Origin of the sequence: Vibrio sp. UCD-FRSSP16_30, from assembly GCF_001676025.1 — a bacterium.
GTDB lineage: Bacteria > Pseudomonadota > Gammaproteobacteria > Enterobacterales > Vibrionaceae > Vibrio.
The window spans coordinates 57,641-83,147 of record NZ_LZFW01000046.1 but is presented as its reverse complement, the minus strand read 5'-3'; the positions used below and the strand labels follow the sequence as shown (position 1 = coordinate 83,147).

The window sequence follows — 25,507 nt, the reverse complement described above, 5'->3', positions numbered from 1 at the left end:
TGGGCTTTGATGTTTTTTGATTGACCGAAAACTCATTAATTGGCGCGGTACTGCATTGTTATTACACTGTCGCGTTGGATTTCAACTCCTCGAAAACACATTTTTCGATAAGGTTAACCAGCCAGATGTTTTTAGGTGATTTACGCTTTGACGCTTTTTGTATTGTCGCGGTATCAATACCAAGATCAGGTATGTCAGAGTCAACTTGGTAGGCTTCATGGCGCATGGTGTAGGCAACATCCATAAGACTGGTCATCAACATATAATTATCAACAAAAAGAGTGGCTTCTACATCAGGCAAGGCTCTTTGAAAGCGGTTTTCATAATCGTTAACACCAGAGGCAATGTATTTGATGTATTCCCCCTGTTTATTGCCCATGACCACGCCAGATCCGGCATACAGTTTCTTTTGTGATAATGTTTGTGGCTTGTCACTTAATATATGGATGCCCATATCGACTTCTTCATCCAAAATCATCCCTTCAGATAATTTAGTCCAATTACGCATCTCTATAATGGCGTCGGTTTCGAGTCGAATTTGCTTAATAATGCGTTTGCCAAAGCGAATTAACATAGGTTCAAGTACATGCAACACAATGCGATCAACATTTTTAGGTGAGAACTGTTCAGGCTCTAAAGAATGGGATATTTGCTCGAGTGCATTGTGTAATTTGGGCTGAATACTTAAAGCATAAGAAGTAGGAGACAGCCCTTCAGCGCTTCGAGTAAATAGCGGATCGTCTAATTCTTCACGAAGTTGGGCTAGCACTTTGGAAATATAGGACTGTGAACGCCCTAGTTTTTTTGCTGCACGTTGCGTTGAGTGAGTTTGCATTAACGTCAAAAAAACGTGCAGTGAGTTTAAGTCTGTAATTCTCATCCGTTTGCCAATCTATATCCTTTAAAATATAGAGTAGCAAAAATTCAACAAAATCAATAAGTTTATATATGAAACTTGTCGGCTAATTTTGCCTTAGTGGCAAAATATTACCTCTTCAGTCGCAACGCGGTGACGCTGACCGTAAATACCTTCTTCGGTTCCTTTTCCGACACTGACGATCATAGTGATTTCATCATTTTTGCCTAAACCAAGCAGTTTTTTAGCGCGTGCAGAATCAAAGCCTTCCATAGGGCAAGTGTCGTAACCTTGTTCTCGAATTGCTAGCATAAACGTCATTGCGGCAAGGGATGTGCTTTTATGTAGGCAAACTCTGAGATCTTGTTTGGTGACCTCTCTAAACATCGGCTTTTTGATACCAAGGCAAGTGACTAATATTTTGCGCAAACGTCCTTTGATGCCTAATGAATCATTGCTGTAGATAAAAGGAATGAGTTTTTCGTAGTATTTGGTTGCGCGTTTGGCAATATCATCGACAGTACGTTTTGCAAAGCTCTCTCTTACATGGGCGGCATTGGTTTTAGCGCGCGACTTCCACTTATCTGGCGTTGTCACAAACACCACTAATTCATTCGCTGTTGTTGCTGCATTTTGTCCCATACACAGTACGGCTAATTGATCTTTTTTGTGTTGGCTAATCACTCGATGAAACTCCCATAACTGCATATTACTGCTGTTAGGGCTTAATACGGTTAGATCGAGCGCTTTTTTCACAATGTCATGATTAAAGTCAGTGGTTTGATCATATTTACGAACAGAGCGTCGAGAGTGGATCAAGTGGCTAAAAGAGTTAGTGTTTGGGCTAGATAGTGACATAGGAACTGTGCATGAACAAAGGATGCAAGATTTCTAACATGTTGTTTAGTATCAGACAACTAGTTTGATAGTTTGGCGCGGAGAAAGGGCTGTATTACCGAAACAAATATCGGGTATTGCTCTAATTCATTTTCGAATGTTGCTCGTTATAAATACACTTTGTTTATAAACTCTAATGGTGAACTTGGTGTAATAAATGAAGCATATTATCCTTTGTATTTTGGTCTGTGTTTACGCTTTTTCCGCAAAAGCCGATGATATTTCCTCTAACCAGTCATCTTATAGCAATCCATCTACAATCAATTCGACCGCACCTTAATTATGGGATACTGATGACGGTGATAGAGCATATCGAATAACCTATTTGATAAAGAAACCACTATTATCTATACCAACATTGACTATTTCATGCCAAGAGTCGGAGATTTATCGATTTCTAGTTTCATCAATATAATGACTCTGTTAGTATCGCCACATCGTATTAGTCGGGGAGCCAATAGGCTGAGATCACTACCGTGAACCCGTTGAACCTGATTCAGTTAATGCTGGCGTAGGGAACTAATCGCCCTGCATGCTACAGAACTTTCTTGGCTTATAGGCATTGGTTTCGTTCGTCGAGCGAAAAGGAAGTGTCTGTGTCTCAATCAAATAAAAGCTCCATTGTCTTAACTATTGCCGGATCGGATAGCGGTGGTGGTGCGGGTATCCAGGCCGACATTAAAGCCATCTCAGCCACTGGAAGTTATGCTTGTTCTGTTATTACGGCATTAACGGCGCAAAATACCCAAGGTGTGACGGGCATTCTGCCTATTTCAGCTGAGTTTATTGAACAGCAACTTGACGCTGTATTTACCGATCTTGATGTTATTGCCGTCAAAGTTGGCATGCTAGCAGAAGCTTCTCTCATTCAGGCTGTGGTTAAAAAACTCAAACAATATCAACCTCGTTATCTTGTTGTCGATCCTGTTATGGTTGCCACCAGTGGCGATCTATTATTACAACAATCTGCCATTGAAACCCTAAAAACAGAATTGCTTCCTTTAGCGGATGTGATAACGCCAAATCTACCAGAAGCGGCCACCTTACTTGGCCAAGCCTTACCCACAACAGAATCACAAATGAATGCCATGATAGAAGATTTGCGCGGCTTAGATTGCCAAGCGGTACTTCTGAAAGGCGGGCATTTAGAAAGTGAAGCCACCAGTACCGACTTATTGATTACCCCTGATGACGTGCAAACTTTTACGGTTCAACGTGTCAATACGCAAAATACCCATGGCACGGGTTGTACGCTGTCATCGGCAATTGCCTCCTTTATGGCGCAAACAGGCTCACTAAGTGAATCTGTAGCGTTAGGCAAAGACTATATCTCCAAGGCGATCGCTCACGCTGATGAGCTGAATGTCGGTCAGGGTCACGGCCCTGTACATCACTTTTTCGCTTTAAATAATAAGTAAGTCTGTAATGCCAAACAAGCAATCACCCCAGCAGTTTCAAGGCATTGCCATTGAAAACGGCGACTTACAGTTTTCTGATGCATCTTCGCCTTTGTTTAAGCAGCTGAACCTTTCATTTGCTAAAGGAAGTTGGAGCAGTGTGCTGGGTAAAAGTGGCTGTGGGAAAACCAGTTTATTGCGCCTGTTGGCCGGTCTTTTACCGGAGAACGTACAATGGCAGGGGCAAATCCACAGCAGTTTCCCAGATAAGCTTTCAGATTCTATTGCCTATATGGCGCAACAAGACTTGTTAATGCCATGGCTTAGTGTGCTTGATAACGTCTGTTTTAGTGACCGGTTCAGTCATAAAAAATTAAGTAAGCAGCAACTTAGCGATCGCCGAGTACAAGCGATGGCGCTGCTTGAAAAACTGGGTTTATCAGGACAGGAGGGCGCATCTCCAAGGCAACTCTCTGGCGGCATGAGGCAGCGAGTGGCGCTGGCTCGTACGCTGATGCAAGATAAACCAGTGGTCTTAATGGACGAACCCTTCTCTGCTCTAGACGCAGTAACACGTTATCGCCTGCAAGACTTGGCCTGTAAAATGCTTGAAGGTAAAACGGTGGTGCTCATTACTCACGACCCTCAAGAAGCGTTGCGCTTAAGTGATCGCATCTACCTAATGCAATCTGAGCCGATGGCTATCGAAACGGTGCCCATTCCTGATGGTGTAACGCCACGTCTTATTGATGCGCAAATGGCGAATCTGCAACAGCATATTATTGAGCAACTTGGAGGCCGAGATGAGTAATCAAGTAGTGGTTCAGCAAGGGTTAACGGCTCGCATGAAAGCCAATGGTTCCCATGTGTTTCGTTTGATTGTGTCTTGTTTGGTTGTGCTGGGTCTATGGCAGGCAACGGTGATGTTTTTTGACTTGCCAAGCTTCATTTTGCCCGAGCCTATCGCCGTTTTTGAACGTCTTGGCAGTCGCAGTGATGTATTGCTGCAGCATACCATTGTTACCTCTCAAGAAATCGTATTGGGTTTACTGTTTGGTTTAAGCATGGGGCTGATGTTTGCATTGCAAATGCTGCTATTTGAACCGTTGCGCCGTTGGTTATTACCGATATTGATTGCTTCTCAAGCAATTCCTGTTTTTGCCATTGCGCCGATTTTGATGCTTTGGTTTGGCTATGGCATTGCCTCAAAAGTGGTGATGGCCGCGCTGATCATCTTTTTCCCTGTTACAACCTGCTGTTATGACGGTTTGCGAAATACGCCTAAAGGTTATCTTGATCTGAGTAAAACCATGGGCGCGACGCGCTGGCAGCAATTAACCCAAGTCAGATTGCCAGCAGCCATGCCCGCATTAGCTTCTGGTATTCGTGTGGCGGTGGTGGTTGCACCTATTGGCGCAGTTGTCGGAGAGTGGGTGGGTTCAAGTGCCGGCCTTGGCTATTTAATGTTGCAAGCCAACGCCCGTATGATGATTGATGAGATGTTTGCCGCGCTATTTATTCTGGCTCTTATCTCGGTCACTTTGTATTTCATTACCGACAGGTTACTCAATAAATTTATCCCGTGGCAGTTTGATTAACTGCCATTTTTTGATGTCATTAAGGAAGAGACATGCGTTTATATAAAAAGAAACTGACCACGTTGTTATCCAGCGCGGCCATACTGTGTAGTTCGCTGCTATTTAGTACAGCAAGCTTTGCAAAAGAGAAAGAATTAACCTTGATGTTAGATTGGTTTGTTAACCCAAACCATGGCCCAATTGTGATTGCGCAAGAGCGCGGTTTTTTTAAGGCGCAAGGTCTAAAAGTCACAATTCAAGAGCCTGCGGATCCTAGCGTGCCGTCTAAACTAGTTGCGGCCAATCAAGTCGATTTAGCTATTTCTTATCAGCCATCATTTTTGATTGATGTTGCTTCAGGCTTACCTTTGGTGTGGAGCGGCACATTACTAGCAACGCCATTAAACACATTAACCGTATTAGATAACGGCAAGATCAACAGTTTGTCGGATCTTAAAGGCAAAACCGTTGGCGTATCAGTATCGGGCAGTGATGAAGCCATCATTGGCAAAATGCTGAGCAATGAAAATGTCGATTATTCAGACATTAAAATTGTCAATGTCGGCTGGGCGTTGTCTTCATCCCTGGCCTCTGGGCGAGTGGATGCGATTTGGGGCGGAATGCGTAACTTTGAATCCCATCAGTTAGATCTAGAAGGCTTTAAATCAAAAAGCTTTTTCCCAGAAGAGCACGGCATTCCTCCTTATGATGAGTTGATGTTTGTCGCCAATGCTAAACACTACGATAAAGATGCAATTCAACGCTTTAATAAGGCGTTGGAGCTTGCGACGCAATACATTGTTAATCATCCAGAACAAGCATGGAAAGAGTTCATTGCTTATAACCCCGATACATTAAATAACGAGCTTAACCACCGAGCGTGGTTAGACACATTAACGCGATTTGCATTGCGTCCGTCGGCGGTAAATAAGCAGCGTTATGATGATTATAGTCAGTTTATGTACGACTTGAAAATTATTTCAACAATCCCTGATAGCAATAGTTACTTAATTGATTTTTAGATTTTCACTAGAGGAACAAGGAAGCCCCATGAAACGATTTACATCAAAGCTAGTTGCAATACTTGCCGCAGCGCCATTATTACTTAGCCCATTTGCACAGGCTAAAGAGACAGAGTTGACCTTAATGTTAGATTGGTTTGTTAACCCAAACCATGGCCCAATTGTCATCGCCCAAGAGCGCGGATTATTTAAAGCGCAAGGTCTAAAAATCAACATTCAAGAACCTGCAGACCCAAGCGTTCCGGCAAAATTGGTGGCAGCCAATAAAATTGATTTGGCGGTCTCTTATCAGCCTACGCTAACCATTGATGTGGCAGCAGGTCTGCCTTTGATTCGCAGTGGTACGCTTATTTCAACGCCACTGAATACGTTAATGGTGATTGATAATGGCAAGATTAACTCACTGAAAGATCTTAAAGGTAAGAAAGTCGGTATTGCTATTGCGGGCAATGAAGATGCGACTATCGGTACCATGCTTCGCTCGGCAGGGCTTAAGTTCTCTGATGTTGAAATCATCAATGTAGGTTGGGCGCTTTCTTCATCGGTAGCATCGGGAAAAGTAGACGCTATTTGGGGTGGATTACGTAATTTTGAAACCAATCAATTGGCATTAGAAGGCTTTAAAGCGAAAGCGTTTTTCCCTGAAGAGCATGGCGTTCCTGCTTATGATGAACTTGTGTTTGTCGCCAATGCCAATAGCTATGATGCTGAAGCATTAAAGCGTTTTAACTCAGCTATTGAGCTTGCAACGCAATACATTGTCAACCATCCACAGCAGGCATGGAAAGAATTTGTTGCGTATAACCCAGACACGCTAGATAACGAATTAAACCGCCGTGCATGGGAAGATACATTGACCCGTTTTGCACTGCGCCCAGCTGCGGTTGATCGCCAGCGTTATGATAATTACGCCCAGTTTATGTTTGATAATAAAATCATTAATAGCGTGCCTAATAGCGCTAAATACCTGCCAACGTTTTAAGGTAATATCATGAATACCCAGCAACTTATTCAAGCTTGTCAGCAAGAGTGGCAAGGTTATATTGAGCATGACTTTGTGCATCAATTGGCCGATGGAACACTGCAACACGAAGTGTTTTTGCATTATTTAAAACAAGATTTTTTATTCTTGAAGCAATACACCCGTGCTTATGCGCTGGCTATTTATAAAGCAAAGAATCTTGCTCAGATGCGCAGTGCACTGCCTAGTCTGCATAATTTGCTGGATTCTGAAATTGGTCACCACATTGAGTTTTGTCAAAAGTGGGGCATTAGCGAGCAAGAGATGGAAGCGGAAACCGAAGATTTTGGCACCGTTGCTTACACTCGCTATGTATTAGACACCGGTAGCGCAGGGGATTTGGTTGATCTTTATGTTGCTCTAGCGCCATGCGCCATTGGTTATGGCGTGATTGGTGATAATCTTGCCAAGCGTGATACAACCGTATTGGAAGGCAATCCTTACCAAAGCTGGCTAGAAATGTACGCCAGTGCAGAGTTTCAAGACAGTGTTGTATCGTGTATTGAAAATCTTGACCAACTTATTGCGGATATTCCTGATAATAGCGCGAGAGCCAAACAATTAATCGAAGTGTTTAGAACGGCAACCCGCATGGAAATTGCGTTTTGGGAGCAGGGCTACAACGCGGTAAAACAGAAATAAGGTAGTTATAAATGATGGATAACAAGCAAATCGTGGCAAGCTTGCAAACGCTTCGTGACAATAAACCGCTAGTGGTGAACATCACTAACTATGTGGTGATGAACAATACCGCCAACGCATTATTGTCCATTGGCGCATCACCCATTATGGCGCATTCTGCCCAAGAAATGTCTGAAATGATGGGCTTTGCTGGCAGTTTAGTAATTAATATTGGCACATTAGATAGTGTGTGGATCCCGCGTATGTTGTTTGCGGTAGAGCAAGCGAACATCAATGGAAAAACCGTTATCCTTGATCCTGTTGGTTGCGGTGCAAGCACATTGCGTACTGAAGTTTCTCGTCAAATTGCAGAGCAAGCCGATAAGCTGATCATTCGCGGTAATGCTTCTGAAATTATCGCTCTTGCAGGAGAGGAGGCTCAATCAAAAGGCGTTGATGCGCTTGATAGCAGTGATTCTGCGGTTACCGCTGCAAAATATTGTGTGGAGCAATACGGCGCAAATGTCGTGATCTCTGGTGCGAGTGATTATGTTGTCACCGCTGATGCGACCTATAAGCTCGATAACGGTCATGAGATGATGCCGTATGTCACTGGCATGGGCTGTTCTCATACCGCTATTACTGGCGCATTTGCGGCCATTGGTGAAGTCACCGGCGTTGCAGCAACCGCGATTCTTGGCGTTGCTGGGGAAATTGCGGCAGAGAAATCAGCAGGCCCTGGTTCATTGCAGATGAACTTGTTGGACACGTTATATCAGCTTGATGCTGATACCGTGTTAGCGCGTTTAAAACTGACCACAGTTTAATTGGATTAAAGACTATGAACCCTTATGAACTCTACTTTGTGACCGACGATCAGCAAGACATTGATATTTTGTGTCGCGTGGTAAAACAAGCCATTGCTGGTGGCGTCACTATGGTGCAAATCCGTGAAAAACACGGTGATGTACGAGCGTTTATTGCCAGAGCGCGAGCGGTCAAAAAAGTCATGCAAGGCACCGGCGTCCCTCTCATTATTAATGATCGAGTTGACGTTGCGTTGGCAGTAGATGCATGTGGAGTTCATTTGGGTCAGTCGGATATGCCTGTTGAAGATGCGCGTCGTCTGCTTGGTCAGGACAAAATCCTAGGTCTATCGGTTGAAAGTGAACAGCAGTTACTTATCGCACAAGCCTTACCCGTCGACTATTTAGGCGTCAGCGCTATTTTTGTAACCGCAACTAAGAGCAACACCATTAAGCATTGGGGTATTGAGGGTTTAACTCAAGCGGTGCAAATCTCCGCTAAACCTTTAGTGGCAATAGGCGGCATAAATGACAGCAATATTCACCACGTTGTCAGTACAGGCGTAGACGGCATTGCATTAGTATCGGCAATTTCTGCAGCAGATGATCCCAAGGTTGCTAGCGAGCAATTATTGCTGAAGATGCGCGCTTAGTATTAGACATTGATTCTGAGGGAAAGAGTTTTATTGATTTAACTATCATGGTTTTAATTTGAACAATGATGAGGTTAGCTTTATTTTAGTTCAAGTAGTAATATATATTGTTCAAATATGCACGGATATTATGTACTTCAATGGTTAACGAAAGCTACGAAAAAACAAAGCAACAATTGATTTTTTCGAGGAAGCAAGTAGAAAAAGCGGGTCGTGTTATTCGTAAGAAAGAAGGCGACTATGAACATGCCGTTGAAGTAATCCAAAATTTTCGTGCAGCACACATATACCCTTCACAAATCATAAACAACTTAGTTTTGAAACATATCCGCAAGTTGGATTTATTCGAATCTGTTATAGCTGTAAGGCGATTAAAGCGCTTACCAATCATAATTGATAAGCTTCAAAGAAAGTCATCAGATGGTAACTTTGATGACGCTATGAGTTTAAAACGAATGCATGATATTGGTGGTTGCCGGGTAATCGTTGATACTCTTGATGGTCTTGAACGACTTAGTAATAGCTTAGACTCTAGCCGTACAGTGCATGGTGTTAAGATCTATGATTATATCACTTGCCCAAAAGCAACAGGCTATCGAGGTATTCACCGTGTTTATAAAAGTTATGCAAATGTGGATAAGCATGAGTGGAAAGGCTTTCAAATAGAAGTGCAATTAAGAACCAGACTTCAACATTTATGGGCAACCACAGTTGAAGTTATTGATATTATTGAAAAAGAAACCCTCAAAACTAACCCTCAAGCTGCCAGTTCAAGTTGGAAGAGGTTATTTGTGATTATGGGAGAATTTCTTGCCGAAAAAGACGGTTCATGGGATATCTCAGACGAACAAAAACAAGCTTATAAGACTGAACTAACGGAGTTGAACTCTCTTCTTTCTGCTTATCATAAGCTTGATGCTTTTAACCGTGCATTTACGATGGACGAAATAAAAGATAAGTCAAAAAGTTCTGGTTATACATTACTTATATATGACAATGAAGCTCTGAATGGCAATGCTTTCTTGTATTCTGCAAGTAAAAAAGAGGCAGCGATACAACGTTACGCAGAGTTAGAGCGAGACGCTACTGTCAATGTGCTTTTAGTCGCCGGAAGTGATTTAAAATCCATTGAAAAAGCGTATCCAAACTACATAATTGATACTTCGGAATTTCTTTCTGAATTTAGCCGTATATTGCTGTCTTAAAGCTTATTACACGATCAGTTAAATATGTTTAAATCTGGCTTTAATTTCACTATTGCGCTTATTTTAGAAATACTCAGGCTTCATCATGTTAAATCTGTAGGAAGTGGTGAATGCGTGATTACCACTTGATGTTTCAAAATATCTTCACTCTTATTCTCTTTATCAGCACGTCTCTTGCACTGCGGTTGGCGGGGGCATACTGAGCCTCTGGAGCAGATTAATCTAGCTCGATTATCCATTCCTCTTTCAATCCAATTGATATTTAAAATTCGCCCGACGGTAAGTAGCAGCTCTTTAATATCGTTTGGTATTGGGCCCGTGCCGCCATTTTCAATACAGGATTGTTTCAGTCTTTGCGCCACATCGATGGCATCAAATCCTTGCGCTTGAATCGCAGGGTTAAGATCGACGCCGCTGCATAATACGTGCGAGTTACCTGCAAAATCTTTTACTTTTACCGATTCACAGCAGTAGATATGTGGTACATCGTTTTGCATCAATATTGAAATTTGCGCCACGCTAACGTTAAAGTCTTTATCTTTGGTGGTCATGCGAAATACAGACCAATGCTGACACGGGTCTTCTACCATCTTCATGTTGCCCCAAGGCAAAGGGATGCCATTGCCTCGGTAAACCGCTTTTAATGTCCCAGGATGATAAGCATCAAAATAGTGCCAGTGTGGATAAGGTGAGACTGCGGTCATGCGGCGCATGGCAATTGACTCGGACACGCCCGCTAATTTGCACACACTAATATCGTATCCGCTGCGGTCTAATAATTGTCTAAAAGGTACTTTAGGGCACAGTAGCGCGCCGGCAAAAAAGGAACATTCAAAATCGCGCCACGCATGCAGTATTTTAGTGGAATCAAGCTCTGCAGAACTCGACTCTAGTTTCTCATCGCGCACTCCGTAGCTTGGTTTACTGTCAGACATCAGCTTACTTTTTTCACCGTCACCGTGATGAAGCACCATGTGCCCGATATTGACCGCCAGATCATATTTAAGACGAATTGGATCTTTTTTCAAAATACTGTTGATGTGAAGTAGGTTAGGTGCTTCAAAATAAGAGCGAACGACGCGCTGTTTTTCTTCGCCATTTTCTTCGGTGATGCTTTGCGGCAGTGCTTTGAACCATTTTACTTTTAAGCCGATATCGGAGCAGATCTCTAAAAGATCGTCCACAGCCAGTGGCATTCTCTTTTGACCGATTTCTTCGGCGGCGCGCTCTAAATCAGGAAAATGATTTTGATTGTGCTCTTGATGAGCACGAATTAATAAATGGGCAAACTGGCGACCTGTGGTGCCGGTTTGCGCCAGCATTTCTGGAATGGCAATCTGCAATATTTCTTTAGAAAACAAAAAGCTAGGCTCAAGTGCCATCCCTGTTATTCCGCCGCGTGCGCCTTTTTCTGGCACCAATTCACTTTGCTCATTAGTGTCGTCTAAAAACCAATTAACCGGTTTTTGAAAGACGCTGGCAATCACTTCAAGCATATCCTCGCTAGGGACTCGTTTGCCTCTTTCAATCATAGAAAGGTATGACACAGACGGGGCTGACTCGGCATTGAGTTTCACGCAGCGCGATGAAAGATCCTCAAGAGTGAGGTGATTTCGTTTACGCAAATTACGGATTTTGGTTCCAAGAAAATGCGATTGTCTAAATAAGCGAGTCTGTGTCTTCATATTTGTAAAATTTACACTGTGTAATTCTATTTGTGAAATTCTAGTTAAATTTTGGTTAAAGTAAAAATGTAGAGAGAAGAAATTCGATAGCGGTAACAGATTGAGCTTTTATCTTTGCCAAATGAAAACTTGATATAGCGATTACAGAACGCAGCAGATACCAGGTAAATAGTACAACTTACAAGCACTTCAATGACCATTAATTCAAAGACAAGCATGAGGAATGATGCCATGAATTTACCAATGACTAAGGAATGCCAGATACAACAAAGCTTTTGCCAGTTTATCAATACTGAAGTGCTGCCACTTGTTGGTTTAGATGTGGATAAATTTTGGGATGATTTTACTCAGCTAGTAACAGAGCTTACGCCAATAAACCAAGCCTTGCTTGCTGAGCGTAGTGCAATGCAAGCCAAGATAAATCAATTTCATGACAGTCATCGCTCATTCAGTGCACAGCAGTATCGCAGTTTTTTAACCCAGATTGGTTACTTACAAGAAGAAGGGGATGACTTCTGCATTGAAACTGACAATGTTGATCAAGAGATCGCGTTACTCTCGGGACCACAATTGGTTGTACCTATTAAGAATGCGCGCTTTGCTTTAAATGCGGCCAATGCTCGTTGGGGAAGTTTATACGACGCTTTATATGGAACCGATGTCATCGCACAAACTGAACCGGGCATGAAAGCGGGTAAGAAATACAATCCGGCGCGAGGCAAGCACGTTATTGCTTACGCTAAAGACTTTTTAGACCGTGTATTCCCGTTAGACCAAGGCTCTCATCACGACGTAGAAAGTTACACTATTTACTTCAATAGTTTATTGGCTTACTTCCCTGACGGGACACACACCGGTTTGAAGCGTCCATGTCAGTTTGTAGGCGCGAGCGATCCCGAGCGTGAACCTACTTCTATCTTGCTAAAAAACAATGGTTTACACGTTGAGATCATTATTAATCGCCAAGGAAAAATCGGTAAGCACGATCTGGCGCATATTGACGACATTAATATCGAATCAGCGCTGTCGACCATTATGGACTTGGAAGACTCTATCGCTGCGGTTGATGGTGACGACAAAATTGATGCTTATCGAAACTGGCTTGGTCTGATGACAGGTTCGCTACATGCCTCATTTGAGAAAAATGGGCTCACTCAGATCCGACGCTTAGAGGGTGACAAAACCTATACCGGTCGAAGTGGTGAAGACTACAACCTACATGGGCGCTCTTTATTGTTGATTCGCAATGTCGGTCATTTGATGACCAGTGACTTGATCACTTTGGCCAATGGTGAGCAAGCGCCAGAGGGAATCATCGATGCTGTCATCACCGCTTTAATTGCTTCCATTGAAATTAAAAACCCTGAACTGTGCCGCATGAAAAACAGCCGTACCGGCAGTATTTACATCGTAAAACCTAAGATGCATGGACCGCAAGAAGTGGCTTTTTCTTGTGAATTGTTTGACCGAGTTGAGTGCATGTTAGGCCTTGAGCCGAACACGATAAAAATTGGCATTATGGATGAAGAGCGTCGTACTTCACTTAATTTAAAAGAGTGTATCCGAGCGGCGAAATCACGAGTGTTCTTTATTAACACTGGATTTTTAGACCGCACTGGCGATGAGATTCATACCAGTATGCAAGCTGGCCCTTTCCTTGCGAAACAAGAGCTTAAACATCAAACGTGGATTGATGCTTATGAAAAGAACAACGTATCCATTGGATTAGATTCGGGCTTCTCTGGTAAAGCACAAATTGGTAAAGGTATGTGGGCAATGCCTGATGAGATGGCGCAAATGATGGAGCAAAAAACCGCTCATCTGCATGCGGGTGCAACAACAGCCTGGGTACCTTCACCGACGGCCGCCACCCTACACGCACTGCATTATTTAGAAATTGATGTGAAGCAACAGCAGCAACGTCTGTCTGCCAATAGCGAAGATTATAAAAGCGCTATGTTGAATATCCCATTGATGGCTCAAGAAAACCAACTGACTGAAGAGGACGTTATTCGAGAGTTGGAGAACAACATTCAAGGAATACTCGGTTATGTCGTTCGCTGGATTGAGATGGGAGTAGGGTGTTCAAAAGTGCCCGATATTAACAACACTGCGCTTATGGAAGACAGAGCAACCTTGCGTATTTCCAGTCAGCACATTGCTAATTGGCTTAAACATAACATTTGCAGCTCTGAGCAAGTTTGCCAAGTACTTCAGCAGATGGCTTACACAGTGGATGCGCAAAATGAGGGAACATCAGGCTATTACCCAATGACACCGAATACGCAAACCAGTCATGCCTTTCAATGTGCCAAAGCACTGATTTTTGAAGGTGCTGAGCAGCCAAATGGCTACACGGAACCGTTATTACACCAATACAGATTGCAAGTAAAACAATAGTTTAGCTATGCATTAACACACATTTTTAACAGAGCACTTATCGAATAATAGAAATTAAATTGACAGCAAACGACTGGATCACTGAGAGAGGAACATTATGGATAATTACAAATCAGTAATAGAAGCAGCAAAGGGTACGATTGAGCAACAAGGTCAAACGTGGGCGGCAATTAATCCTGAGTATGTTGCGCGAATGAAGCTGCAAAATCGCTTTAATTGCGGGTTAGATATTGCACGTTTCACGGCAAAAATCATGCGTGAAGATATGCAGGCCTATGATGAAAATAGTGCCAATTACACCCAATCTCTCGGCTGTTGGCATGGATTTATCGGTCAGCAAAAAATGATTTCCGTGAAGAAGCATTTTGCGACGACTCGCGGTCGTTATTTATATCTTTCTGGTTGGATGGTTGCCGCAATGCGCTCAGAACTAGGGCCACTGCCTGATCAGTCAATGCATGAGAAAACGTCAGTACCTATGTTGATTGAAGAGCTTTATACCTTTTTAAAACAAGCGGATGCTCGCGAGTTAAATCATCTTTATAAAAGTCTCGATCAAGCACGTAACTCAGGTGACGCTGTCACGGCGCAGTCGGTACAAAACCAAATTGATACCTTCGAAACTCATGTTGTACCAATTGTGGCTGACATTGATGCCGGCTTTGGTAATGAAGAGGCAACTTATCTTCTGGCGAAGAAGATGATTGAAGCCGGAGCGTGTTGTATTCAAATTGAAAACCAAGTATCGGATGCTAAGCAATGTGGTCACCAAGACGGTAAAGTTACCGTGCCTCATGAAGACTTTTTGGCAAAAATCAATGCAGTGCGATATGCGTTTCTTGAGTTGGGTGTCGATGATGGCGTTATTGTTGCACGCACCGATTCACTGGGTGCGGGTCTGACTCAAAAAATACCAGTAAGTCAATCAGAAGGCGATTTAGCCGATGTTTATAACTCGTTTATTGATGGTGAAGAAATCACTAAGTTGGATGAACTTGGTTGCGGCGAGATGGTTATCAAGCAAGGGGACAAATACATTAAACCGACCCGTTTGCCTAATGGTTTGGTTCGTTTTAAACCTAACACGGGTGAAGACCGCGTAGTATTGGATTGCATTACCTCATTGCAAAATGGCGCCGATCTATTGTGGATTGAAACAGAAAAGCCTCATGTTCAGCAGATTGCGGGAATGGTGAATCGAATCCGTGAAGTGATTCCCAATGCGAAGCTGGTTTATAACAACAGCCCATCGTTTAACTGGACACTCAACTTCCGTCAGCAAGTATTTGATATGTGGAAAGAACAAGGTAAAGACGTTGCAGCTTATGAGCGTGAGAAACTGATGAACAGTGTTTATGATGAGTCAGAATTAGCGCGAGAAGCGGATATTAAAATCCAGAACTTCCAACAAGATGCAGCGCGTGATGCGGGTATATTCCACCACTTGATTACCTTGCCAACCTATCATACCGCAGCGCTATCAACTGATAACTTGGCTAAAGATTACTTTGGTGAAATGGGCATGCTGGCGTATGTAAAAGGAGTGCAGCGTAAGGAGATTCGTCAAGGATTGGCCTCGGTTAAGCACCAAGATATGTCGGGCTCTAATATAGGTGATGATCATAAGGAGTATTTCTCTGGTGACCAAGCACTGAAAGCCTCGGGTGATAATAATACGATGAATCAGTTTGCTTAATTGTGGCATCCATACCGTAAATCCATGCAACAAAGACGGGTTCCGAAAATGCACATGATTTTGTTCAAATAAGGTTGCTGATCTCGCCCTGAGTAGTACTCGATATAAATTAGGACATAAATAAAAACCACTTCAACATGAAGTGGTTTTTTGTTTGTGACAGATGCGGCCACTTGCTATTTATTCCCCGTATTATGCCGTGATTGATAGCACAACTGCGAGTCAGACAGTTAGGTAGAATAGGATTCATCACCTACAATCCACTCAAATATAAGAATGAAAAGTGGTGCATACCACTGCGTTGGATAAAAAGGATAAGGCACTATGGCGCAACTTAATTTGGTTGCAGAAGATATCATTAGCCAAAATAATGATATGAATCTGAAATTAGCAACGCTGAAACATCGCTATGCTGAAGAGTCTTACCCAAGTATTGAGCTAAGAAAGCAGCGTTTGTTGTTATTAAAGCAGTCACTACTTGAGCAACAAAATAATTTGATTGCCGCGCTGTGTCAGGATTTTGGTTATCGATCAGATTTTGATTCGATAATGTCCGATATCATCCCGACGATTAATCACATTAAATACACTCTCAAGCATCTCGATAAGTGGGCTAAGCCTTCGAAGCGTCATGCTGGTTTGTTATTAGCGCCTTCTAAAGTGCAGGTGCAATATCAACCGGTGGGGGTTGTAGGCATCATTTCTCCGTGGAACTTCCCGTTAATATTGAGTTTGCCACCACTTATTACGGCAATTGCGGCTGGAAATAAGGTGATGCTTAAACTCAGTGAGTTTACTCCAGCCACTAATGTGGTCATTGAAAGCATTCTTTCAGTGCTGGATGAAGAGATCGTGGTAGTGCAGGGCGGGGCTTCTGTGGCAGCAAGTTTTAGTGCATTGCCATTTGATCACTTGTTATTTACCGGTTCAACTCAAGTTGGACGAATGGTGGCGCAAGCTGCTGCGAAAAATCTGACGCCAGTAACGTTAGAGCTGGGCGGAAAATCTCCGGTTGTGATTGCCCCTGATGCGCAGTTAGAAAAGATAGTGGACGCGGTGCTATTTGGTAAATGCGTTAATGCAGGTCAAATCTGTGTTGCGCCAGATTATGTGTTGATTGAACAAAACCGAGTGGATGAATTTTCTGAGTTATTTATTAAACGCTTTAATCAATATTTTGCTAAAGATCTTAGCCAGTTCACGCACATTATTAACCAAAAGCAATACCAAAGACTGCAATCTTATCTCGATCAAGCCAAGGCTGATGAGTCGGTGCGAGTTGTCGCAGTGGCTGAGAATGACAAGGTTGAAGGGCAGTATCAAATACTGCCACATCTTATTTTAAATCCGAATCAGCAATTAGATTTGATGAAAGAGGAGATCTTTGGTCCCATCTTACCCATTGTCACTTACCAAAAAATTGAAGATGCGCTTGAGTATATTAATCAACGAGAGCGTCCCCTTGCACTTTATGTGATGAGCGATGATAGCCAGTGTATTGATTACATTTTAAGTCGTACACATTCTGGTGGCGTGGCAATTAACGACACAATTCTACATGTTGCCTCAGATGATGCGCCTTTTGGTGGGGTTGGCCATTCTGGTATTGGTCATTACCATGGTGAAGAGGGTTTTAGAACTTTTAGTCATGCGCGTACGGTCTTGCATACCCCAAGTTGGTTGCCAAGGACTCGTATGTTGATGAAGTATCGACAATCAATGTTGTCGGTGTTGAAGAAGTTATTTGTGAAATAATCGATTTAAATTGAATGAACAGGGGTCACTAATGTGGCCCTGTTTTAGTGTCAAATATTAGATTTTCTCATTTAAATCAACATTAATGGTCTCGTTTGCAATAACGTTAACCGGATTTGGATCTGAAATTTAATTCTGGTAGAGGCTAAATCCCGCAATAGTCTCTTCAGTATCTTGACCGGCAGTACATGTATATCCTAGTGAGTATTACTACTTAAAATGCTAGGTGCATATCAAGTGATGTCATTACAGTGTAATGATGAGAAAAATACTGACCCTAAACGGATTTGTAACTAAACTGTTCGAGGTGTTTGTTTTTAATAGGGAAGTAATGAATGAAGTTATATGAATCGGCGGCAACGCCAAGCTGTAGACGTGTTTCCATTTTTCTTAAACTCATTAATACAGACGTTGAGAGAATCTCTGTTGACCTTAAAGGCGGCGAGAATATCACCCCAGAATTTCAAGCTAAAAGCGCCAGTGGAACGGTACCATTGCTGGAGTTAGATGATGGCAACTATATCAGTGAATCTACGGCAATTTGTCGTTACTTTGAGCATATTGTACCCAATAACGTCAATTTATTCGGTCGCCCCGGCGTTGAAAGCGCACAAGTTGAAATGTGGCAGCGTATTGTCGAGTTTCAAGGTCTGATAGCGGGCTTTCAAGCCTTTAGGAATATCACTGGGTTTTACTCTGATCGAGAAAACTGTGTCAGTGAGTGGGGCGAAGAATCTAAAAGCCGCGCTATTGCCTTTCTTGATAAATTAGACGCGAGATTGAGTCACTCTAGTTTTATTGCCACTGACCATCTTTCAGTAGCCGATATTACTGGTTTTTTATTCGTGAACTTAATGAAAGGCGCGTTTAAGGTTGAGATTGACGAGCAGTATTCACACATACAAGTTTGGCATACAAAACTTGCTGCTATGCCTGAGTTCCAATAGCAGTTAGAATAGTCGGCAGATACGAGCGCTGCTCGATAACAAAACTTGGAAATACTGTGGACCATTTAGAAGAAGAAATTGAAATTGAAGCCATTGGCGTAGAAGTCTCAACTCAACCGGTTGAGCTTTACAAAGTATTAAAAATTGCTGATGCAGTTGGCGGTGGCGGCGAAGCAAAGCAAGCGATCAGCCAAGGCTTTGTTGCAGTTAATGGCGAGATTGAAACTCGTAAACGCCGTAAGCTTGTCGATGGTGATTTAGTTCAATTTGATGAAGAGTTCTACTTGGTGATCTATGTTGATCCTGCTGATGTTGTAGAGACTGAAGATGTAAACATGGACTATGATGCTGGTGATCAAGGTTTTGATGAGCCTGAGTATGCTGAGTCTCAGTATGTTGAATCTAAGTACGTTGAACCTAAGCACGCTGAGCCGCAATTTGATGTTCAAGATTCAGAACCCGCTCAGGTAGATAGCGACGACGATAAGAACCCTAAAACAGGTCGTAAGTCCATCAGTTTCTTCTAATCGTTTTATACCAATTACAGTAAGTACGATTGGTTATGTATGAATAAAAAGAGCTCTGCTATTGATTAGCAGAGCTCTTTTTTTAGATTTCTAGATTATAGACCCTATCAGCCACTAGTAATAAAAGAGGGTAGGGGGTGTCTATAATATTTAAGATCTACAGAACTTTAGATAGGAAATCTTTGGTACGTTCGTGCTGAGGGTTATCAAAAATTTCACAAGGCTTACCTTGCTCGATAATCTTACCATCTGCCATAAACACCACTCGATCACACACTTCACGGGCAAAGCCCATTTCGTGAGTTACCACAACCATTGTCATACCATGTGAACTGGCAAGATCTTGCATTACTTGCAGTACTTCACCGACCATTTCTGGATCAAGCGCTGAGGTCGGCTCATCAAATAACAATAAGCTCGGTTCCATAGCAAGCGCTCTGGCAATCGCGATACGTTGCTTTTGACCACCGGACAAACTTTTAGGATAAGCATCGGCTTTGTCTTGTAAGCCAACTTTATCTAAAAGATCATATGCAATTTTATCTGCTTCTTTTTTGGTGACTTTTTTTAGCGTTATCGGAGCAAGAGTAATATTTTCCAATACCGTTAAGTGTGGAAATAAATTGAATGATTGAAACACCATTCCGACTCGTTCACGAAAATGATTAATGTTCAGAGCTTTATCGGCTAAGTCGTAACCTTCAATGACAATATGACCGCCATTGAGTTCTTCTAAGCCATTAAGGCAACGAAGTAGGGTCGATTTACCAGAACCTGAAGGTCCAATAAGAGAGACAACTTCATTTTCACCGACATTAAATTCGATACCGTTAAGAACAACGTTATCACCATAGCTTTTTACTAATTCTGATACCTTAATCATTGCTCATTCTCGCTTCAATACGTCTAAAGATAGTGGTCAATATAAAGATTAGAATGAAATACATAATCCCGACCATAGTCCATACTTCAAATGAACGATACGTTGAAGAGATAATGATTTGGCCCGATTGAGTCAACTCGTTAACACCAATAACGGTAAGGATTGAGGTATCTTTCAGTGAAATAATGAACTGATTTAAGATTGCAGGAATCATATTGCGGAACGCTTGCGGAAGAACCACTTTGATCATTGCTTTTGTGTATGGCAAACCAAGGCTTCGTGCGGCTTCCATTTGGCCCACATCAATGGCTTTAATACCACCACGGAAGATTTCGGCCATATAAGCACCAGCATTGATACTGATTACAATCGTACCAGCCACTTCTGCCGTCATATGGAAACCAAGGTAACCAGTCATGCCGAAGTATAAGAAAAAGGCCTGAACAATTAGAGGTGTACCACGAACGATGTCGATGTATACCTTGGCGATAGCACGTAGAAATGTATTGTTGCCAATATTTATGAGGCCAAGTACTAGGCCAATGATCGTTGCGAAGAACAGTGCGCATACCGTAATAATGAGGGTGATTTGCATCCCGTCAAGAAAGGCCGGCAGGCTATCCGTAAATAGCTCAAACATACAAGTTTCCTTATGTAACAGCGTAACCGCGCTTAAAAGCACTCCGCTAGCGAGTAGAGAGTGTTCGTGTTTGGTTACTTAGGAAAGGGAGGAGGAGTTTATTAAATAAACTCCTCCTGAGTAAAACAATTGAATCTAAAACTGAAGATTATTGGTATGTGCTAAGAATTTTCTCGTACGTACCATTTGCTTTAATTTTCGCTAGGCCTTCGTTGAACATTTTAAGAAGTTCAGCATTTTGACCTTTTTTAACACCAAAACCGAATTTTGCAGTGGTAAGTTTTTCACCAACAAGTTTAAGTACTGGAGTTTTATCTAGAGAAATTTTGTAAGCAATAACTGGGTAGTCTTCAAACGCAACATCAGCATTACCATTGATCACTTCTTGGAACATTGAAGCTGAATCATCAAAGTAACGAATACTTGAGTTCAACTGTTTGCGGTTAGCGTTAGCCCAATCTGCAGATGTAGTGCCTTTTTTAACGGCATAACGTTTGTTTTTAAGATCCGCTTTTGACGCAATTTTGCTGTCTATTGTGACCACTGGAATAACACCAGATTCGTAGTAGCCTTCAGAGAAGTCTAAAACGTGGGCACGTTTTTCTGTAATAGTCATACCAGCAATCGCACCATCAAGTTGCCCAGATACTACGCCTGGGATGATGCCATTGAAGTTCATTGGAGTCAGCTCATACTTAAAACCTTCGGTTTTAGCGACAGCAGCAAGTACATCTACATCAATACCTGTATACGCGCCATCTTTTTTAAAAGCGAAAGGAGCATAAGCTGCATCAGTGGCAATCTTATATACTTTCTCTTTAGCGAAAGCCGTTGAGCTTGTTGCAACTACTAATAGCATTGCAAGCGTGATCGAAATCTTTTTCATTTGCTAGTTTCCTTTATTTAAATCTCAGTTAAGAGACAAAAGCAATGATCGAAAATAAAGCCTCACGCGCAAAAAATCAAGTAATCATATAAAATGAACAAGTAGCAATATGATATTAATTGCATCTCATTATCTGATTTGAATATATATTCATGGGTTGAGTTGCATATGTGTTTTTATCTATATACATTGATTTTATTAGGTGTGTTTATAGTTCTATCACAGGTTGAGCGTTATTAGAGCAAAATACGCCTATTAAATGCGGGTGTATTGTTTATTTGCTAAATGTAATATTCCATTTTTGATGGGTTTGATTCTGTGTGATTTTTATTTCTGAAAAATAAATCGTTGGATCTGATTTGATATGCTAATACGTTTCGAATGTTTCGTATCTTCTTGTTGAGGTAACTAATTGAGTTTGTGTGTTTTTCTTAGGTTGTTTGTATAGGTTGATTCGTAGGGGTGAGATCAAATGCCCTGAATGTAATAGCCCAAGGTAATATGACATGTTAATGGTACTGTTTTTGAGTTAAATAATGGTTGCTTATTGGTTTAATCGATAGAAATAAACGGATTAGCCTTCTCTATGTTGATGTAATTGCTCATGTTAATAATTCTGTTGAGTTTAATGTGAATCTTATTATTGTCCGCGTGAAATATTTTAAATGATATTCCATTAACTTAAATTTAACGAAGTGCTGTGGTGCAATTTTATTTCATGTAAATGAATGCTGTCGTTTCGTCATATATCGAGTATCGTGTTTTCAGTTCATTAAAATAAGCTCTGTTATATGACGTCATTTAGAGTGTTGATTGTTTATACAATTTGTTTTGTCGTAGGAGTGTTATTTGACACTTTGCATCTACCTGCTGCAACTCTATTAGGGCCTATGGTCATGGCTATTGCTTTTAGCTTGAGGCAGTGGCAATTGAGCACACCAAAGTCTGCAATTTTTCTGATTCAGTCTGTGATTGGTCTCGTTGCAGGCAAGGCATTAAATCTTGAAATATTATTACCTTACCTCTCAAGTTGGTGGGTGTTTGTTGGCGTCGCTCTATTGGTATTAATTGTCTGTCAGATGATGGGATACAGTTTAGCCCGATTACGTATTCTACCAGGAAGCACCGCTATTTGGGATTGTGCGCCGGGCGGGGCATCAGCGATGGTATTAATGTCTGAATCCCATGGTAACAATCCAAGTCTTGTCGCTTTTATGCAATATATACGAGTGGCAATGGTCAGTTTCTTAGCCGCCTTTGTTGCACATTTTCTGTCGTTATCACCAGAGGCGCAACCCAGTATTCATCTTATGCATTGGCTCGACGGTTATTCGTATAAAGCGGTACTGGAAACATTGTTAGTCGTGGTCATTTCTTCGTATGTTGGTGTTAAATCGCGCTTACCTGCGGGTTGCTTATTAGTGGCTATGTTTTTTAGTGCATTTTGTGTCAACACGGGCTCATTAGATTTGCAAGTTCCGACATGGTTGCTTGATGTGTGTTATTTGATTTTTGGTATTAACATCGGCATGCGATTTGACCGTGACATTGTTAAACAAGCATGGAGTGCATTGCCTAAAATATTACTCTCTATCGTGTCATTGATTGTATTGTGCGGCATTATTGCCTTGGTTTTGGTGTATGGGTTTCATGTTACGCCATTGACTGCTTATCTTGCCACTACGCCAGGTGGATTAGATGCGGTTACTGCTATCGCTCTATCAAGCCATGGCGAGGTCAATCTGGGGTTTGTCATGAGTATGCAGATCATTAGGTTATTGTTGGTGGTATTGTTAGCTCCGCCCATTGCGAGCTACGCATCCAATCGCTTTCAACGCCAATACGCTAATCATTAAGTCGTTATCAATATCAATAACAATATCAATAATAAAAGGTCTAACCGAAGATTAGACCTTTGTATGCATTAACAACAAGATAAAACAGTCATCTACTCATAACTAAGCGACGGCATTACTTAATATCTGTTTCATTTCTGTCAATGTAATGGATTGATTCTCACCTAGAGTCACCATTCCATGAGATTTCAGTTGGCCAAGAATATCGTCAATGGCTTGGGATTTTTCATTGCTGTGTTTAGTCAGCTGAACGGGTACTTTCATATTGATATAAAAGTGTTCAATTTCTGTAATGGTACGTTCAGCAAGATCGGCACTTGCTTGTAATCCAAACACATTTTTACCCATTTGCTCAAGTTTGGCGCGTTTAAATTCGATTTGATTGCGTAATAATGATGGCTGAATGATTGAAAGAGAGCGAGCGTGATCAACGCCATATAATGCAGTGAGTTCGTGTCCCATCATATGAGTTGCCCAATCTTGTGGTACCCCAGAACCGATAAGTCCATTAAGTGCCTGATTGGCACTCCACATCAAATTAGCTCGCCAAGCATCACTGTCGTGATTGGCAAAATCATCGCCTAATTGTTTTAAATTTCGCAGCAAGGTTTCCGCGAAGCCATCTTGAACCATAGCGCCACTTGGTTTAGTAATGTATTGCTCACAAACGTGCACCCAAGCATCAACAAGGCCATTAACCAGTTGACGTTCAGGTAGACTTTTCATTGCGTCGGGATCAAGGATGGCAAATTTAGGTTGAACATGCGCAGACAAGAAGCTCAATTTATCGTGAGTGGCTTTCTTAGTGACAACAGCCCCTTTATTGGACTCTGACCCCGTCGCAGGCAATGTTAATACTGCGCCTAATGGAACGGCATCAGTGACATGATATTTGCCTGTTAGGATGTCCCAGCCATCTCCTGAGTAAAGCGATGCGGCCGCAATATATTTGGTGCCATCAATGACCGAACCACCGCCAACAGCCAGTAAATAATCAATGCCGTCTTTTTTGACGATTTCTACTGCTTTATCGAGAGTTTCAACGGTTGGGTTAGGTTCAATACCTGAAAATTCTTGCCACTGGTGATTGGACAGGGCTTGGGCAACCTGATCATACACTCCGTTCTTTTTGATCGAACCTCCACCATAGACGACCAATACATTTTTGTCGGCTGGAATAGCACGGGTGATTGCTTCTATCTGATGTTGTCCAAAATAGATATTGGTTGGATTTGAATAACTAAATTTCATGCAAGAGATCCTTGTCGTTATGTGTCGCTTTGGTTATACAGTACCGTGCGCTTGTTGTAATGACCACCTTTTAAGGTGTTCGACGTTCGCGCCTAAAGACTTTGGGTGTACAGCCATAAATGCTTTTGAATGCTGAGCTAAATTGCGCTGGACTGCTAAATCCACAAAGTGGTGCGATAGCACTAATATGTGTGCGTCCAGAGCGTAGTAGATTAGCGCCTTTATACACTCTTTTCTGTCTTAGCAAATGCGTAAAGGATAACCCTTCATTGGCCAGTTTTCGTTTTACGGTCGATACGGAAATTTGTAAGTACTGGGCAAGCATAGGTAAGTTTATGGACTGATCCAATCTAGCGTCTAAAAAGAGTGACATTTTGTCTAAAAAACTGCAGTCGATAGCGCGTTTTAAAAGATCAATCATGGCAGGCTGTGTCGTCGCTAAATGCAACAATAATGCTTGAGCAATCGCTTGTTGTACTAGAGACGGTTGAACGGCTTCTGCGTTAATCGTTTGCGTGCTGACTTTGAGTGTTTGTATCAACTGTTGCCTAGTTTATCTGATGACAAACCAGTCGTGTTTTGTAAATGGTGGGTTGGTGGGGTGTAACTATTGAGGAATGCCTCTAAGAGATCATGTTCCAGCAAAATGACATCGGCGCTCATCTCTGATTGGTCTTTAGGTGTATGCTTGAGCAATAGATCTTCAGATAAATAGCTAGCAATGTCCCCTTCAACAAGTTTGTTTTGTGAACCGTTAATGCGCCACTCGCCAGAATTTAAAAGCACAATGGCAATAGGCTTTAATGGATCATAATGGGGAAGTGACACTTCATTTGAAAGGGCTAAAAAAGTAACAGGCGACAAAGTTATGTCCACATCAACAAACCGACCTAAAGTGTATCCTAGATTAGGGGATTTGAGGCATA

24 protein-coding genes and 1 riboswitch are annotated in these 25,507 nt (G+C 42.0%); of the genes, 15 read left to right on the top strand and 9 right to left on the bottom strand.

Annotation, left to right across the window (positions count from 1 at the left end; genetic code table 11):
- Positions 1 to 61: 61 nt before the first annotated feature.
- Positions 62 to 880, bottom strand: coding sequence for a LysR family transcriptional regulator (locus A9260_RS12945; protein WP_082957029.1), 819 nt, complete (start codon positions 878 to 880; stop codon positions 62 to 64).
- A gap of 93 nt (positions 881 to 973) precedes the next feature.
- Positions 974 to 1,714, bottom strand: coding sequence for a nitroreductase family protein (locus A9260_RS12940; protein ID WP_068699602.1), 741 nt, complete (start codon positions 1,712 to 1,714; stop codon positions 974 to 976).
- A gap of 476 nt (positions 1,715 to 2,190) precedes the next feature.
- Positions 2,191 to 2,288: riboswitch (TPP riboswitch) on the top strand.
- Between the two features lie 61 nt (positions 2,289 to 2,349).
- On the opposite strand from A9260_RS12940, the gene thiD reads away from it, so the two are divergent.
- From thiD to A9260_RS12895, 9 genes are all read left to right on the top strand, one after another.
- Entirely contained in the window at positions 2,350 to 3,171 is an 822-nt protein-coding gene (gene thiD, locus A9260_RS12935; RefSeq protein ID WP_068699600.1) for a bifunctional hydroxymethylpyrimidine kinase/phosphomethylpyrimidine kinase, read from the top strand.
- 7 nt (positions 3,172 to 3,178) lie between these two features.
- A complete protein-coding gene (locus tag A9260_RS12930) occupies positions 3,179 to 3,961 on the top strand; it encodes an ABC transporter ATP-binding protein (RefSeq protein ID WP_068699598.1) in 783 nt (260 codons plus the stop codon).
- A gap of 34 nt (positions 3,962 to 3,995) precedes the next feature.
- Positions 3,996 to 4,748 carry an ABC transporter permease gene (locus A9260_RS12925; RefSeq protein ID WP_306763861.1) on the top strand — a complete coding sequence of 251 codons (753 nt, stop codon included), beginning with the start codon at positions 3,996 to 3,998 and terminating at the stop codon, positions 4,746 to 4,748.
- Between the two features lie 32 nt (positions 4,749 to 4,780).
- Positions 4,781 to 5,749, top strand: a complete 969-nt coding sequence (locus A9260_RS12920) for an ABC transporter substrate-binding protein (protein ID WP_068699594.1) — start codon at positions 4,781 to 4,783, stop codon at positions 5,747 to 5,749.
- 28 nt (positions 5,750 to 5,777) lie between these two features.
- Positions 5,778 to 6,731: an ABC transporter substrate-binding protein gene (locus tag A9260_RS12915; RefSeq protein ID WP_068699592.1), complete on the top strand. Its 954-nt coding sequence runs from the start codon at positions 5,778 to 5,780 to the stop codon at positions 6,729 to 6,731.
- A 9-nt stretch (positions 6,732 to 6,740) separates the two neighbouring features.
- A complete protein-coding gene (gene tenA / locus A9260_RS12910) occupies positions 6,741 to 7,412 on the top strand; it encodes a thiaminase II (RefSeq protein WP_068699590.1) in 672 nt (223 codons plus the stop codon).
- Positions 7,413 to 7,426: 14 nt separating this feature from the next.
- On the top strand, positions 7,427 to 8,218 hold the full coding sequence (gene thiM / locus A9260_RS12905) for a hydroxyethylthiazole kinase (RefSeq protein ID WP_068699746.1): 792 nt from the start codon (positions 7,427 to 7,429) through the stop codon (positions 8,216 to 8,218).
- A gap of 14 nt (positions 8,219 to 8,232) precedes the next feature.
- Positions 8,233 to 8,850, top strand: coding sequence for a thiamine phosphate synthase (gene thiE / locus A9260_RS12900; protein WP_068699588.1), 618 nt, complete (start codon positions 8,233 to 8,235; stop codon positions 8,848 to 8,850).
- A gap of 140 nt (positions 8,851 to 8,990) precedes the next feature.
- Positions 8,991 to 10,055: a RelA/SpoT domain-containing protein gene (locus A9260_RS12895; protein ID WP_068699586.1), complete on the top strand. Its 1,065-nt coding sequence runs from the start codon at positions 8,991 to 8,993 to the stop codon at positions 10,053 to 10,055.
- A gap of 83 nt (positions 10,056 to 10,138) precedes the next feature.
- Here A9260_RS12895 and A9260_RS12890 read toward each other — a convergent pair whose 3' ends face one another.
- Positions 10,139 to 11,740, bottom strand: coding sequence for a DUF3612 domain-containing protein (locus tag A9260_RS12890; RefSeq protein ID WP_082957028.1), 1,602 nt, complete (start codon positions 11,738 to 11,740; stop codon positions 10,139 to 10,141).
- 231 nt (positions 11,741 to 11,971) lie between these two features.
- On the opposite strand from A9260_RS12890, the gene A9260_RS12880 reads away from it, so the two are divergent.
- The 5 genes from A9260_RS12880 to A9260_RS17210 all read left to right on the top strand — a co-directional run bounded on the left by A9260_RS12880 (position 11,972) and on the right by A9260_RS17210 (position 19,065).
- Positions 11,972 to 14,140 (top strand): malate synthase G, encoded by a 2,169-nt coding sequence (locus A9260_RS12880; RefSeq protein ID WP_068699577.1) that lies wholly within the window; start codon positions 11,972 to 11,974, stop codon positions 14,138 to 14,140.
- A 97-nt stretch (positions 14,141 to 14,237) separates the two neighbouring features.
- Positions 14,238 to 15,836 (top strand): isocitrate lyase, encoded by a 1,599-nt coding sequence (locus A9260_RS12875; protein WP_068699575.1) that lies wholly within the window; start codon positions 14,238 to 14,240, stop codon positions 15,834 to 15,836.
- Between the two features lie 324 nt (positions 15,837 to 16,160).
- Positions 16,161 to 17,591: a coniferyl aldehyde dehydrogenase gene (locus A9260_RS12870; protein WP_082957027.1), complete on the top strand. Its 1,431-nt coding sequence runs from the start codon at positions 16,161 to 16,163 to the stop codon at positions 17,589 to 17,591.
- A 335-nt stretch (positions 17,592 to 17,926) separates the two neighbouring features.
- Entirely contained in the window at positions 17,927 to 18,538 is a 612-nt protein-coding gene (locus A9260_RS12865) for a glutathione S-transferase (RefSeq protein ID WP_068699573.1), read from the top strand.
- A 56-nt stretch (positions 18,539 to 18,594) separates the two neighbouring features.
- On the top strand, positions 18,595 to 19,065 hold the full coding sequence (locus A9260_RS17210) for an RNA-binding S4 domain-containing protein (RefSeq protein ID WP_068699571.1): 471 nt from the start codon (positions 18,595 to 18,597) through the stop codon (positions 19,063 to 19,065).
- 157 nt (positions 19,066 to 19,222) lie between these two features.
- Here the strand turns inward: A9260_RS17210 and A9260_RS12855 are convergent, their stop codons facing one another.
- The 3 genes from A9260_RS12855 to A9260_RS12845 all read right to left on the bottom strand — a co-directional run bounded on the left by A9260_RS12855 (position 19,223) and on the right by A9260_RS12845 (position 21,474).
- The gene (locus A9260_RS12855) at positions 19,223 to 19,948 is read right to left on the bottom strand and encodes an amino acid ABC transporter ATP-binding protein (protein ID WP_068699570.1); all 726 of its coding nucleotides are present in this window, start codon (positions 19,946 to 19,948) and stop codon (positions 19,223 to 19,225) included.
- Complete coding sequence (locus A9260_RS12850) at positions 19,941 to 20,588, bottom strand: amino acid ABC transporter permease (RefSeq protein ID WP_068699569.1); 648 nt, start codon at positions 20,586 to 20,588, stop codon at positions 19,941 to 19,943. Before A9260_RS12850 ends, A9260_RS12855 begins: the two co-directional genes overlap by 8 nt.
- 148 nt (positions 20,589 to 20,736) lie before the next feature.
- Complete coding sequence (locus A9260_RS12845) at positions 20,737 to 21,474, bottom strand: transporter substrate-binding domain-containing protein (protein ID WP_068699568.1); 738 nt, start codon at positions 21,472 to 21,474, stop codon at positions 20,737 to 20,739.
- A 791-nt stretch (positions 21,475 to 22,265) separates the two neighbouring features.
- On the opposite strand from A9260_RS12845, the gene A9260_RS12840 reads away from it, so the two are divergent.
- Positions 22,266 to 23,330 carry an AbrB family transcriptional regulator gene (locus A9260_RS12840; protein WP_068699566.1) on the top strand — a complete coding sequence of 355 codons (1,065 nt, stop codon included), beginning with the start codon at positions 22,266 to 22,268 and terminating at the stop codon, positions 23,328 to 23,330.
- 102 nt (positions 23,331 to 23,432) lie between these two features.
- Here the strand turns inward: A9260_RS12840 and A9260_RS12835 are convergent, their stop codons facing one another.
- The 3 genes from A9260_RS12835 to A9260_RS12825 all read right to left on the bottom strand — a co-directional run bounded on the left by A9260_RS12835 (position 23,433) and on the right by A9260_RS12825 (position 25,445).
- The gene (locus tag A9260_RS12835) at positions 23,433 to 24,581 is read right to left on the bottom strand and encodes an iron-containing alcohol dehydrogenase (RefSeq protein ID WP_068699564.1); all 1,149 of its coding nucleotides are present in this window, start codon (positions 24,579 to 24,581) and stop codon (positions 23,433 to 23,435) included.
- Between the two features lie 70 nt (positions 24,582 to 24,651).
- Complete coding sequence (locus tag A9260_RS12830; protein ID WP_068699561.1) at positions 24,652 to 25,122, bottom strand: helix-turn-helix domain-containing protein; 471 nt, start codon at positions 25,120 to 25,122, stop codon at positions 24,652 to 24,654.
- On the bottom strand, positions 25,119 to 25,445 hold the full coding sequence (locus tag A9260_RS12825; protein ID WP_156684057.1) for a hypothetical protein: 327 nt from the start codon (positions 25,443 to 25,445) through the stop codon (positions 25,119 to 25,121). The genes A9260_RS12830 and A9260_RS12825 overlap by 4 nt, the downstream gene beginning before the upstream one ends.
- Positions 25,446 to 25,507: the final 62 nt, after the last annotated feature.